Origin of the sequence: Stenotrophomonas maltophilia group sp. Smal13 (assembly GCF_030236855.1) — a bacterium.
GTDB lineage: Bacteria > Pseudomonadota > Gammaproteobacteria > Xanthomonadales > Xanthomonadaceae > Stenotrophomonas > Stenotrophomonas maltophilia_A.
Genome location: NZ_JASJSQ010000046.1, coordinates 26,526 through 39,130, shown reverse-complemented (window position 1 = coordinate 39,130; position 12,605 = coordinate 26,526). Strand labels below are relative to the sequence as shown.

Below are 12,605 nucleotides of genomic sequence, written 5' to 3'. Positions count from 1 at the left end.
CCGCATCCCCACCCTCGACCCGCAGCAGCCGCATGCACAGGCGCTGGCCGTGCAGGAAGGGCGCATCGTTGCCGTCGGCAGCGACGAGGAGATCATGCGTGGCTGGCGCAATGAAGCGACCCTGATCGACGCCCAGGGCCGGCGCCTTCTGCCCGGCCTCAACGACAGCCATACCCACCTGATACGTGGTGGCCTGAACTACAACCTGGAACTGCGCTGGGACGGCCTGCGTTCGCTGGGCGATGCCTTGGACATGCTGAAGGCGCAGGTCGACCGCACGCCTGCACCGCAGTGGGTGCGCGTGGTCGGTGGCTTCACCGCCACCCAGTTCAACGAGAAGCGCCTGCCCACGCTGCAGGAGCTCAACGACATCGCGCCGGACACGCCGGTGTTCCTGCTGCACCTGTACGACCGGGCGCTGCTCAACCGTGCCGCGTTGCGCGCCTGCGGCTATACCAAGGACACCCCGGATCCGCCGGGCGGGCAGATCGTGCGTGATTCGCTCGGCAACCCGACCGGGCTGCTGCTGGCCAAGCCCAACGCGCTGATCCTGTACGCGACCCTGGCCAAGGGTCCGAAGCTGCCGATCGAGTACCAGGCCAATTCCACCCGTCATTTCATGCGTGAGTTGAACCGTCTCGGCATCACCTCGGTGATCGACGCCGGCGGTGGTTTCCAGAACTACCCCGAGGACTACCAGGTCATCGAGCAGCTGCACCGCGATGACCAGCTGACCGTGCGCATCGCCTACAACCTGTTCACCCAGAACAAGGGCAAGGAAGTGGATGACTTCCGCGGATGGAGCGAGATGCTGGAGCCGCGGCAGGGTGATGACCTGCTGCGCCACAACGGTGCCGGCGAGATGCTGGTGTTCTCCGCGGCCGACTTCGAGTTGTTCAACGAGCCGCGCCCGGAACTGCCGCCGGAGCTGGAACCGGAACTGCACGATGTGGTGAAGCTGCTGGTCGAGAAGCGTTGGCCGTTCCGCATCCATGCGACGTACGACGAGAGCATCACCCGCATCCTCGATGTGTACGAACAGGTCAACCGCGAGGTGCCGTTCGATGGCCTGCACTGGTTCATCGATCACGCCGAAACCATCACCCCGCGCAACATCGAGCGCATCCGTGCGCTGGGTGGCGGCATCGCCGTGCAGCATCGCATGGCTTACCAGGGCGAGGCCTTCGTCGAGCGCTACGGCGTGCAGGCCGCGCGGCATACGCCGCCGGTCAAGCGCATGCTGGCCGAAGGCGTGCCGGTCGGTGCTGGAACCGATGCCACCCGTGTGGCCAGCTACAACCCATGGGTGGCGTTGTCCTGGCTGGTGACCGGGCGCACCGTCGGCGGGCTGGCCCTGTATGGCGATGAGAACCTGCTCGAACGCGAGCAGGCATTGCGCCTTTGGACCCAGGGCAGCGCGTGGTTCTCTGGCGACGAAGCGGTGAAGGGCACTCTGAAGGCGGGCCAGTTGGCCGATTTCATCCTGCTCTCGGCCGATTTCTTCCGTGTTGACGACGCGCAGATCGCCGACATCACCAGCGTGCTGACCGTGGTTGGCGGGCGCATCGTGCATGCCGATGCTGATTACGCCGGGCTGGCGCCGCAGCTGCCGCCAGCGATGCCCAACTGGTCGCCGGTCAACAGGTTCGGTGGCTACCACGTCGGTGGCGCCGCGACCGGTCTGGCGGCTGCGCACCGCCATCATCATGGTGCGGCCTGCAGTACCCACGGCGCGCATGGCCATGCGGCCCGGCATGCTGCACCCACTGACGACCTGACCGCGTTCTGGGGCGCGATGGGATGCTCGTGCTTCGCGTTCTGAGCCTGGCATTGCTGGCCGCACCGTCGCTGGTGCAGGCCTGCGACGGCGGTCATTGCAGCGCGGCTGGGGACGGCCAGCTGCAATGGGACGCATCGCTGCGGGCGCGTGGCCTGTACTACGACCCGACCCGGTTCGGCATTGGCGGCAGCGAGGATGGCTATGGCCTGCTGCGCGCGCTGGCCTCGGCCACCTATGTGGAAGACAGCTGGCAGGCGAAGTTGCAGCTGGGTGTGCATGGGGAGAATGGCAAGGCCGGCGGCCCGGGTCGCACCGACCGCAGCGCGCTGGATGTGCAGCAGGCGTACTGGCGCTGGCAGCGCGATAGCTTCCACCTGCAACTCGGCCGGCAGGAAGCCGGCTATGGCAGTTCACGGCTGCTGTCGGTGCGCGACGGGCCGAACATCCGCCTGGCGTTCGACGGTGCGCGTGTGGGTTGGAAAGGTCGTCTCGGTACGCTTGATCTGATGGCATTGCGGCCAGTGGAAAACCGACCGGGTGCCTTTGATGATCGCGGCGAGCACGGTGCCCACCTGTGGGGTGCCTATGCCACCACGGTGCGGGGACAGGGCGCGGGGCAGTGGGATCTGTATCTGCTGGACTACCGCCGCGAAGGCGCGCGCTTCGCCGCAGGCAGCGGTGCCGAACGTCGGCACACTCTGGGCACGCGCTGGTTCGGCCAGGCCGGTGCACTGGACTGGAACAGTGAGCTGGTGGCGCAGGGCGGTGAACTGCGGACGACCGCCGGCACGCTCGATATCCGCGCCTGGACGTTGGCGACCGATACGGGGTGGCGCTGGACGAACCTGCCGCTGCAACCGCGGCTGGGGTTGAAGGCCGACATCGCCAGTGGCGATGGCAACCTGCATGACGGCCGGCTGGGAACCTTCAACGCCTTGTTTCCGAAGTCGGCCTATTTCAGCGAGGCCAGCCTGATGGCCCCGGCCAACCTGATGGACGTCCAGCCGACCCTGACCCTGCGCCTGCACGACGCGGTGACGACGGAGCTGGGCGTACAGATGGCGTGGAAGCATCGGCGCGCCGATGCGGTCTACACCACGCCGGCACCGCTGGTGGCCTTGCCGGGCAGCGCCGGTGGCGCGCGCCGCATCGGTAATCAGTACAAATCCGAAACCCGCTGGCAGGCCAGCGAACACTGGCAATGGCAGCTGCAGCTGGCCTGGGTCGACGCCGGTCCTGCACTGAAGCAGGCCGGAGGCCAGGACACGCTGTTCGCCTCGATCGTTGGAGCATGGCAATGGTGAACGCAACCGCGTCGCAACCCCCCGCACAGGCCGCAGGTGCCTGGTCCCCGCTGAAAATCCGGATGTTCCGCTCGATCTGGCTGGCGATCCTGGCCAGCAACATCGGCACCTGGGTCAACGATGTGGCCGCCGCCTGGGTAATGGCCGAGCGCACCGGCTCACCACTGATGGTGGCGCTGGTGCAGTCGGCCACCACGGTGCCGATCGTGCTGCTGGCGCTGGCCGCCGGCACCCTGGCCGACATCGTCGATCGCCGCAGGTATCTGCTGGCCACCCAGGGTTGGATGCTGCTGGTCGCGGCAGTGATGGCGGCGCTGACTGCGTTGGACATGCTGACCCCGCAGCTGCTGGTGCTGCTGACCTTCTGCATGGGCTGCGGTGCGGCGATGGCGATGCCGGCGCAGGCCGCGATCGTATCCGAACTGGTGCCGCAGCCGATGCTGGCCTCGGCGGTGGCGCTGAACTCGATCGGCATCAACATCGCGCGCTCGATCGGCCCGGCCATCGGCGGCGCGATCGTGGCCCAGCTCGGCGCGGTCTGGGCGTTCGGTTTCAACGCCATCACCTTTGCCGCGATGCTGTTCGTGGTGTGGGGCTGGAAGCGCGACCCGAAACAGTCCAGCCTGCCGCCGGAAGGCTTCGGTGCCGGCCTGAAGGCGGGCCTGCGCTATGCCAGCCGCGCCGGGCGCCTGCAGGCGGTGTTGATCAAGTCGGTCGGCTTCTTCTTCTTTGCTGCAGCAATGAATGCACTGCTGCCGGTGGTGGTACGCGGCCAGATGCAGGGTGGGGCGGGGCAGTACGGCATGCTGCTCGGCTGCATCGGGATCGGTGCCGTGGGTGGTGCGTTGTTGCTGCCGAAGCTGCGCGCGCAGATGGATCGCGACCTGCTGGTGCTGCTGGCCACGCTGTCGCTGGCGCTCAGCCTGGTCGGGCTGGCGCTGACCCGCAGCTGGTACGTGCTGCCCTTGGTGATGCTGATCAATGGCTTTGCCTGGATCACCGTGCTGTCGTCGCTGCAGATTGCCGCGCAGACCGCAGTGCCAGCGTGGGTACGGGCGCGTGCACTGGCGCTGTACATCATGGTGTTCTCCGCTGGCATGGCGGCCGGTGGCCTGAGCTGGGGCGCGCTGGCGCAGCGCACCTCGCCGGAGCTGGCGTTGCTGGTGGCGGCTGCCGGCGCGGTGATCGGCGGATTGCTGGTGTGGCGCGTGCGCATCGCTGGCACCGAGGATCTGAACCTGCGTCCGGCCGGGCACTGGCCTGCACCGGAACTGTCGGTGCCGGTATCCAACGATCGCGGCCCGGTACTGGTCACCCTGGAGTACCGCATCGACGAGGCTGACCGCACCGCGTTCCAGGCGCAGATGCGCGCGCTGGGCACGATCCGCCGCCGCGATGGCGCCGTGGTCTGGGGCGTGGTCGAGGACGTGGCCAGCCCGGGCATCCACCTTGAGTATTTCGTGACCCCGTCTTGGCTGGAGCATCTGCGCCAGCACGAGCGCATCACCGCCGATGACAAGGCGATCCAGGAAGTGCTGCGCGGGCTGCATCGCGGCGAACGTGCGCCGGTGGTGCGCCACTTCGTGGGCGGGCATGACCCGCTGCCGAAGACCGGGGTCCCGCACCACCACAGCGATATCTGACAAAAAAGGGGACGGAGGGGATTAAGTCGTTTGTGCACAAACGACTTAATCCCCTCCGTCCCCTTTTTGCGCGATCAATCCATCCCGATCCTGCGCAGCCGGCCAGCGGCCGGCTCTACCACAGGGGCGGCGGCGCTGGGTGGCGCCGCCGCAGTGCCTCACCCGCGTGCGAACGCCAGCAGGTCGGCGTTGAACCGGTCGGCGTGGGTGACGGTCAGGCCGTGCGGCGCACCGGCGTACACCTTCAACTCGGCGTCCTTGATGATCTGCGAGGACAGCTTGGCCGAAGCATCGAATGGCACGATCTGGTCGTCATCACCGTGCACGACCAGCGTCGGCACGTCGATCTTCTTCAGGTCTTCGGTGTAATCCACTTCCGAGAATTCGTGCACGCAGTCGTACTGGCCCTTGACGCCGCCGAGCATGCCCTGCAGCCAGAACGAATCACGCATGCCCTGGGTAACGCTGTTGCCGTCGCGGTTGGCGCCGAAGAACGGTGTGGTCAGATCCCTGAAGAACTGCGAGCGGTCACCGCCGGTGCCCTTGCGGATGCCGTCGAAGACCTCCAGCGGGGTACCGGCCGGATTGGCATCGGTCTTCAGCATCAGCGGCGGCACGGCGCCGACCAGCACCACCTTGGCCACGCGCTTGCTGCCGTGGCGCCCGATGTAATGGGCCACTTCGCCGCCACCGGTGGAGTGGCCGACCAGGATCGCGTCCTTCAGGTCCAGCGCCTCGAGCACGGCGGCCAGGTCATCGGCGTAGGTGTCCATGTTGTTGCCGTCCCAGGTCTGGCTGGAGCGGCCGTGGCTGCGACGGTCGTGAGCGATCACGCGGAAGCCGTTCTGGCCCATGAACAGCATCTGCGGGTCCCAGGCATCGGACGACAGCGGCCAGCCGTGCGCGAACACGATCGGCTGGCCGGTACCCCAATCCTTGTAGAAGATGCGCGCGCCGTCGGCGACGGTGACGAAGTTGCTCATTGTGGTTTCCTTGACGGAAGGGAGGGAAGGCGCTGGCGTGGATGCCGGTGCCTTCGGCAGTACAGCGCAGCGCCAGACCGACGACTTGCACGGCTGTGCTGGATTACGCCGGATGTGACGTGTATCGCTCTGGCACGAAGCCGTGCCGGCATCGAGGATGGCGGCAGCCCTGACGAGGAGCCTGCAATGTCGAACGCGTGTTGGAGCCCGCTGTTGTACCTGCTGCTGGCTACGGGGGCGCATGCTCAGACCAACGTCTACAAATGTGTGGACGGGCCGCATCCGGTCTACCAGCAGACGCCGTGCCAGGGGCGCGCGGAATGGCGCTGGGAGGTGCCGGCGGAGCCGCCCTCGACAGATGCGAGCGCGGCCAAGGCCGCGAGCCCAGCTTCAATGCGTCCGCGTGTGGTGCAGCAGCGGCGTGCGCGGGCTGCACTGATAGCGATCAGCGCGGATCCCGCCGCCTGTGAGCGCGCGCGGCAGCATCGTGGGAAGGTGCTGGCCAATGGCAAGCGCATGGATTTCGTGCAGCGCCGGCAACTGGACGATGCCGTGCATGAGGCGTGCCGTTGAAATGGAATGGTGCCGGAAACGACAACGGCGCCCGTAGGCGCCGTTGGACGGCACGCCAGGCGCTGGACCTCAGCGACCGTCGCTGGCGGCCGCCGGTGCCGGCGAGGGCACGCTGTCCGGCTTGGGCAGGCTCAGCTCCGGGTTGCCCTGTTCGGCCTGCAGGATCTGGATGCGGCGCTGCAGGGAATCCAGCTGGCTGTTGGTGCTCTGCACGTCGCTGCTCAGGCTGACCGCCTGCTGCTGGGCCTGCTGCAGGGCAGCGCTGACCTGGGCCGACTGTGCCTGCTGCTGTTCCATTTCCTGCTGCAGGGTGCGCAGGCGCTCCTCGTTGTAGGCCACCAGGCGCTCGGTATAGCGCTTGCCGGCTTCCAGTCGGGTGGTGTCGATGTAGACCTGGGCCAGCTGCTCTGACTGCTGCGCGAAGGTGCGGTAGACACGCTCGGCGTTGTCGACGGCATCGGTCTTGATCACCCGCCAGAAGTTCTTCTCCTGGAACAGGGCGACGTAGTAGGTCAGGGTGTTGGCATTGAACAGCAGGCTGGCGCCGTAGTTGCCGTTGTAGGTGGTGCGCAGCTCGGTCAGCTGGCGGGCATCCATCAGCTGCTTGAGCTCGTCAACGGTGTTGCGCACCACCGGTGCGGTACGTGCGGCCGGCTCTGCGGCTGCTTCGCGGTCGCCACGGGCAGCCATCGCCGCCGGTGCCACCAGCATCATGGCCACGGCCAGCAGTGCCGCGCCGCGCGCGTGCCGGGCGAAGACCGCGCCCCCTGAAGTTTCTCGCATGTCTAGACCATCCACGGATGAGTGTGGGTTGAGATGAAGGTGGTTCCCCGCCGGGAGTCTAGCATGTGCGCGGGCGCCGCCAAGGGCGCCCGTCACGGGTCAGTAGACCAGCTGTGCGGGCGTGCACTGGATGGACTGGACATGCACATCCGTACGGCCCAGTTCCAGGCCCAGCACCTGCGCCAGCAGCGAGCGCAGCAGGGAGCCGACGCTGTTGAGCAGCGGCTTCAGGACGTCCAGAGCGGGCTTCAGCAGCAAGCACAGCAGGCCCGAACAACTGACCGGGCCATTGCCGGGGGCGGTGACGCCGTCGCCGGCGAACTGGTCCAGGAAGCCGGCATCGGCGGTCTGCAGGTAGGAAGTCAGGTTGTACTTCATGCAGTTGTTGTAGGTGGTGTCATCCAGCGCGCCAATCAGGCTGTTGCACTGCTTGACCAGCAGCCCACCCACAAGCGCTCCCAGTACGCCATCGAGGAGCCCCGAGCCAACCCCGGTCACTGCATTGCGGAATCCTTGCCAGACCTTGCCGTCGACCATGCAGGTCACCAGCACACAGCTGGTAGGTACCCCCTTGGTGATGTCCCAGTTTCCAAGTGGTTTCAATCCCTGCGTGCTGTCTCCGAATTCCAGCAGCTTGATGGTTGCGTCAACATCGTATCGCTTGCGACCAACGTTGGCTGCTTTCAGGTAGCGATCGGCCAACTGCGCTGCGGTCGAGCCCTGGCTCATGCCATCGTCGCGCGGATCGAGCATGCCGGACAGTACGCGCAGCAGTTCGCTGACCAGCTCGGACACGGCGGTGCCCACCTCCAGGGAGTTGACCTGGGTTGAACCGGTCGCGCCGGCGGGGAGGGTGAGGCTTTGCGTGTCGGTCAGCGTATTGACCTTGATGCTGTCATTGATCAACGGGGCGCCGAGCAGTGTGAGCATCTGTTCCTTCTGCAGAGTGTCGCCACAGACATTCTGCTTGGAGAACCGCTCACTGTCGGCCACCTTGCCGACGCAGGCGCGCAGCACGGAAGACTCGACCTTGATCGTCGCCGTGGGAGGCGTGCTGCCACATTGCAGGCTGGTCAGGGTCGCCATTGCATTGGTCACGTCCGCATGGACCGGCAGCTTCAGGCGGATGCCCAGCAGTGAAAGCACGCCGCCTGCAACGGGAATGTTGTTGGTGTCGATGTCGAGGAAGACACGGATCTGCGCGTTGTAAGCGCGCGAGCCAACGCCACCGATGGCGATGGACGGCGGTTCCACCACAGCGGCTTTGGCATTGACCAGGCCCAGCAGGTTGAGTTCATCGACCGAGACCGCACGGCCGCCATTGGCGATGCTGATGCTGGTGCCGATCAGGTCCAGCACATTGACATCGGCCTGCAGCGCGCTGGAAATCGTTCCATCCGGCGCGACCACGCGTGCGAACAGGCCGCCACCGCTGTCATCGGAGCCGAGTTTCACCTCCAGCTGCTTGAGGTCGATGCCCTTCACGACCAGGGCATTTTCCAGTGCACTCAGGTCCACGTGGGCAACGCCCTGCTGGGTGAGCAGGTCAACGGTCGCCTGAAGGATCTTGCCCAGCTTGACCTTGCGGCCGGCCAGCAGATTGTTGAACTCCGCCACGCCCATGTTGACGTCGATCGGAATGCCCAGTGCCTGCAGCAGTCCGTTCGGGGTGATATGCGCCTGTGCAAGGCCGTCGTAGCCGAGCAGGGTGGTCTTGTCGAGGTCGGCACCCACCAGTTTCAGGACATTTCCCAGTGGCGTGTTGCCATTGATGCGCAGCAGTTGCGAGCCGACACTGAAAACCGCCGTCGGTTCTGCACGGCGCGCCACCGCCTGGGCGGTCACGGTCGGCAGGCTGCTGTTCTGCCCGAAGAAGGGAAGCACCGCGCGGCGGGTGATGACACGGACAGCATTGCGTTGATTCGCTGCATCGACGACCGGGCTGAAGTGCCCTTCGGTGGCGCGGGTCACGTTCCAGTTTCCGCAGCGGATTTCCAGGCTTCCTGCGAAGGTGTTCTGGGTGAGTGCGCTCTGCCGCGCAGCGCTGTTGTCGCTGTTGTCCGAGGTGCACAGTTCCAGTCGCTGCGCTCCGGCCAGTGCGGCCAGATCAGCGACTTTCTGTGCATCGCGCTTGGCCCAGAACAGGTAACCGATCTCGATCAGGCCCAGCATCGCCAGCAGTGCCAGCATGACCAGCATCATGGTGATCGACATGCCGCCCCGTGGGCGGCTGAAACTGAACTGGCGTGGGCGTTTCATGGCCTACCTCAGCGTCCGGATGAGGATGATCCCTTGGACTTGGCGACATCGGCTTCAAAGAAGTCCGGGATCTCGTGTTCGAAACTCTTCATGTAGCGGGCGTAGCTCAGCGTCGCCTGGTCGCCGAGGATCGGCAGATGCTGTCCGGCCTGTTGCCCCGATGCCTGCAGGCGGAACAGGTTGCGCGTGGTATCGCCGATCTGGCTGCGGCCGGGCCGCGGGGCTGCAGTGCTGCCGTCGGTGTTGGCCACTGCTGCAGGCGCCGCCTGCGGCACCGGTGCTGGCGGGGCCGCCAGGTCCACGGTGGGCAGTGACTCGGACTGCAGCGGCTGCGAAGCCGACGCAGCCGGCGTGCTGCCGCCAAGCATCTGCCCGGTCAGCGGCTGTTGCTGCGCCTGCACGGCGGCGGCCGGCAGCAGGCAGATCAGAACGGGCAGCAGGCGTCGGGTCAGGGGCGTCGCGGTCATGGTGTGTTCCCGTTCGGGTGGTCGGAGGCGCTGAAGCGTTCCAGCATCGAGGGCGGCAGGCGCTGCGTATCGCGTTCATCGCGGCTGTCGCGGCGCGGTTCCGCCGCCAGTCGCGTGGCGCCGGGCGGGTTGCCGGCGGCATCGCTGGCGAGAGCACGGGCAGCGGCCGGCACGACTGCGGCGGCTGCCGCTGCGGCCTGGCGCTGCTGCAGGCGGGCACGGATCTGCGCCGCCTGCTGCTGGATGCTGAGCCGGGTCTCGTCGTTGAGGTTCGCTTGCTGGGCGAGGCGTTCGGCAGTGGCGGTGTCGCCCCGCAGTACCGCCCAGAGGGCGAGGTTGGCGGTGGCCTTGGCATTGCCCGGTGACAGCTCCAGCGCCTTGGCCAGGGGTTCGCGCGCGCGCTCGAACTGCCCGGCGCGCAGCCGCGCATAGCCCAGGTCGCCGAGATAACTTGTGTTCAATGGCTGCAGTTCGGTCGCCCGCGCCAACGCCTGCTCACTGCCGGTGTCGTCGTCGCGGCGCGCGGCAATCAGGCCCAGGCCATGGGCGGCCGCGGCGGCCTGGGGGCCACTGGAAAGATCGCGGTACAGGGTGACCGCGGCATCGGCCTGGCCGGTCTCGCGCAGCGCGTCGGCCTGCAGCAGGCGCAACGCCGGCGGATCGCCGTAGCGCTGGCGGAAGGCGTCGACGTGGGCGAGCGAGGCATACCATGCGCCTTGCTGCTGCATGCGCTCGATCAGCTCCAGGTAGGCATTGCGGCTGTCCTGCGGTGCCGGTTCGGGCGCGGCCAGGCTGGGCGCGCGCAGGTACTTCGGCGTGGTCGATGCACAGCCGCTGGCGCCGGCAACGGCAGCCAGGGCAACAATGAGGCAGGAAGTGCGCAGGGCAGGCATCAGGGGGACCCCATCTTGGACATGGTGGTAGCCAGCGCGACCAGCGCCGGACCGGCAAGGACCAGCATCAACGCTGGCAGCAGGGTCAGCATCATCACCACGGTCATCTTCACCGAGAGCTTGCCGACCTTTTCCTTCAGCGTGTTGCGACGCTGTTCGCGCAGGCGGATGCTGAACTGCCGCAGGGGCTCCTGCACCGCGCCGCCATGGGCGTGCACCTGCAGGATCAGCTGCATCAGGCTGGTCAGGTCATCGTCGGCATAGACCTCGCTCAGCCGGCGCAGGGATTGTGCGCGCGTGCGGCCGTGGGTATAGGCGATGTTGGCCTCCTGCAGCTCGCCGCCGAGGACCGGCAATGCATCGCGCAGCTTGTCGCCTAGCGTCTGCAGGCTCTGGTCCATGCTGAAGCCCACGCCTTGCAGCAGACGCAGCAGGTCGATCAGCAGCGGCAGCTCGTTGTCGACCGCTCGTCGGCGCCGTTTCACCCAGGAGGAGAGAACGAACTTGGGCAGGAGCAGGCCGGCGGCGAGGGCGCCGATGATCACCATGATCCTGGCCAGCCCGGTGACGCTGCTGAATGTCAGCACCAGTACCAGCACCAGCACGGCCAGCAGCAGGCGCAGGCCGAGGTAGATGGCCGTACCGCGGCGGGTGTTCCACCCGGCCAGATCCAACAGCAGCCGGTCTTCATTGGCCAGCAATGCCGTTTCCAGGCGGCCGCCGCTGAGGGCACGGCCGAAGCGTTCCAGCCAGCCCAGCGAATCGTGCCGCGCAGGCTCGGTGTCACGGGACGCCTCGCGCGGCTGCAGGGCGGTCTTCAAGGTGGCCGTTGTACGTTGCTCACGATGGCTGCGTACCCAGCCGCCGATACCGAGCAGGGCGATACCGGCGGCCAGCACGAGCAGGGAGAGGGCGAACCAGGCGCTGGCGCTCATCGGTTGTCTCCGGCGGGGCGAAGGGGGTTCATAGCGACTTGGCCAGGCGATACAGCAGGAAGCCACCGACAAGTTCCATGCCCAGTGCAAGCAGCAGGATCTTGTGGCCGAGCGGATCGTGCAGCACCGGCTGGAAGAAGTCCGGGCTGGTGATCGCCATCAATACCGCGCAGGCCGGTGGCAACAGGCCCAGCACCCACGCTGACATCCGCGTCTCCGAGGTGGTCGCTGCAAGCTCCTGCTGGGCCTGTTCCAGATCGCGCATGAAATCGCCCATGCGCTGCAGGATCTGGTCGGAGCGCCCGCCGATGCGCACGCTGACACCGATCACCACCGACAACACCTTCAGCACATCCATGCGATAGGGATGCGAGGCCTGTGCGAGTGCACGGTCCAGCTCCATGCCGCTGCGTGCAAAGCGCACCGTGGTGTCCAGCAGCCCGCGCAACGGCGCGCTCGTCTGCATCGACGCAACCTGGAACGCGGCCTGCAGACTGTTGCCCAGTGCGGTCAGCCGCACCAGGTTGTCGAGGAAGTCCGGCAGCTGATGCAGCAGTTGCGCACGCAGCTTCGTGGTCCGCCGCATCACCCACAGCCAGCAGCCAAGCAGGTACAGCAGCAGGGTCAGCGGAAACATCCATGCGGTGCCCAGCCGCAGCATCGCCACCACCGACAGTACCAGCCCCGGTACCAGCAGCATGATGGGAATTTTCCAGCCGGTCTGCAGCCCTGCGCGCTGCAGCAGGCCATCCAGCGGCAGCACGCGGCGCCCGGCGCTGGCGGGCCGCGCCGGGTCGTTGGCAGCGGTGACGGACGGCCCGGCGGGTGCTCCGCCCGTGGCGCTTCCGCGCGAAAGCTGCTGCTCGGCGTGCCGCATTGAAACCTGGCGTTGCTCACGGCTGCTGGCCGTGCCCCACAGCCAGGCTGCCAGCGCCAGCAGCACCGCGATGATGCTCAGCATGCCCAGCAGCGCGCCGGTTCCCAT

At 67.0% G+C, this 12,605-nt stretch carries 11 protein-coding genes; 4 read left to right on the top strand and 7 right to left on the bottom strand.

The genetic code is table 11. From position 1 onward, the window contains the following. The 3 genes from QRO95_RS15510 to QRO95_RS15500 all read left to right on the top strand — a co-directional run. A partial coding sequence (locus QRO95_RS15510) for an amidohydrolase (RefSeq protein ID WP_285302953.1) occupies window positions 1-1,822 on the top strand: 1,822 nt, incomplete at its 5' end. Beyond that, the gene (locus QRO95_RS15505) at window positions 1,801-3,084 is read left to right on the top strand and encodes an alginate export family protein (RefSeq protein ID WP_285302952.1); all 1,284 of its coding nucleotides are present in this window, start codon (window positions 1,801-1,803) and stop codon (window positions 3,082-3,084) included. The genes QRO95_RS15510 and QRO95_RS15505, both read left to right, overlap by 22 nt. Further along, window positions 3,078-4,727: an MFS transporter gene (locus QRO95_RS15500; RefSeq protein ID WP_285302951.1), complete on the top strand. Its 1,650-nt coding sequence runs from the start codon at window positions 3,078-3,080 to the stop codon at window positions 4,725-4,727. Before QRO95_RS15505 ends, QRO95_RS15500 begins: the two co-directional genes overlap by 7 nt. Before the next feature lie 158 nt (window positions 4,728-4,885). Here the strand turns inward: QRO95_RS15500 and QRO95_RS15495 are convergent, their stop codons facing one another. Then, window positions 4,886-5,710, bottom strand: a complete 825-nt coding sequence (locus QRO95_RS15495; RefSeq protein ID WP_285302950.1) for an alpha/beta fold hydrolase — start codon at window positions 5,708-5,710, stop codon at window positions 4,886-4,888. Between the two features lie 186 nt (window positions 5,711-5,896). Here QRO95_RS15495 and QRO95_RS15490 point away from each other — a divergent pair, with 186 nt between their 5' ends. Continuing rightward, a complete protein-coding gene (locus QRO95_RS15490) occupies window positions 5,897-6,283 on the top strand; it encodes a hypothetical protein (protein ID WP_285302949.1) in 387 nt (128 codons plus the stop codon). Between the two features lie 69 nt (window positions 6,284-6,352). On the opposite strand, the gene QRO95_RS15485 is transcribed toward QRO95_RS15490, so the two are convergent. The 6 genes from QRO95_RS15485 to QRO95_RS15460 form a co-directional block, all read right to left on the bottom strand. Further along, a complete protein-coding gene (locus tag QRO95_RS15485) occupies window positions 6,353-7,066 on the bottom strand; it encodes a DUF2968 domain-containing protein (protein WP_043402505.1) in 714 nt (237 codons plus the stop codon). 99 nt (window positions 7,067-7,165) lie between these two features. Further along, on the bottom strand, window positions 7,166-9,325 hold the full coding sequence (locus QRO95_RS15480) for a TadG family pilus assembly protein (protein WP_121503516.1): 2,160 nt from the start codon (window positions 9,323-9,325) through the stop codon (window positions 7,166-7,168). Between the two features lie 8 nt (window positions 9,326-9,333). Further along, window positions 9,334-9,792, bottom strand: coding sequence for a DUF3613 domain-containing protein (locus QRO95_RS15475; RefSeq protein WP_032128080.1), 459 nt, complete (start codon window positions 9,790-9,792; stop codon window positions 9,334-9,336). Then, on the bottom strand, window positions 9,789-10,685 hold the full coding sequence (locus QRO95_RS15470) for a Flp pilus assembly protein TadD (RefSeq protein WP_285302948.1): 897 nt from the start codon (window positions 10,683-10,685) through the stop codon (window positions 9,789-9,791). The genes QRO95_RS15475 and QRO95_RS15470 overlap by 4 nt, the downstream gene beginning before the upstream one ends. Then, on the bottom strand, window positions 10,685-11,620 hold the full coding sequence (locus QRO95_RS15465; RefSeq protein WP_032128078.1) for a type II secretion system F family protein: 936 nt from the start codon (window positions 11,618-11,620) through the stop codon (window positions 10,685-10,687). Before QRO95_RS15465 ends, QRO95_RS15470 begins: the two co-directional genes overlap by 1 nt. 28 nt (window positions 11,621-11,648) lie before the next feature. Further along, window positions 11,649-12,605 (bottom strand): type II secretion system F family protein, encoded by a 957-nt coding sequence (locus QRO95_RS15460; RefSeq protein WP_032128077.1) that lies wholly within the window; start codon window positions 12,603-12,605, stop codon window positions 11,649-11,651.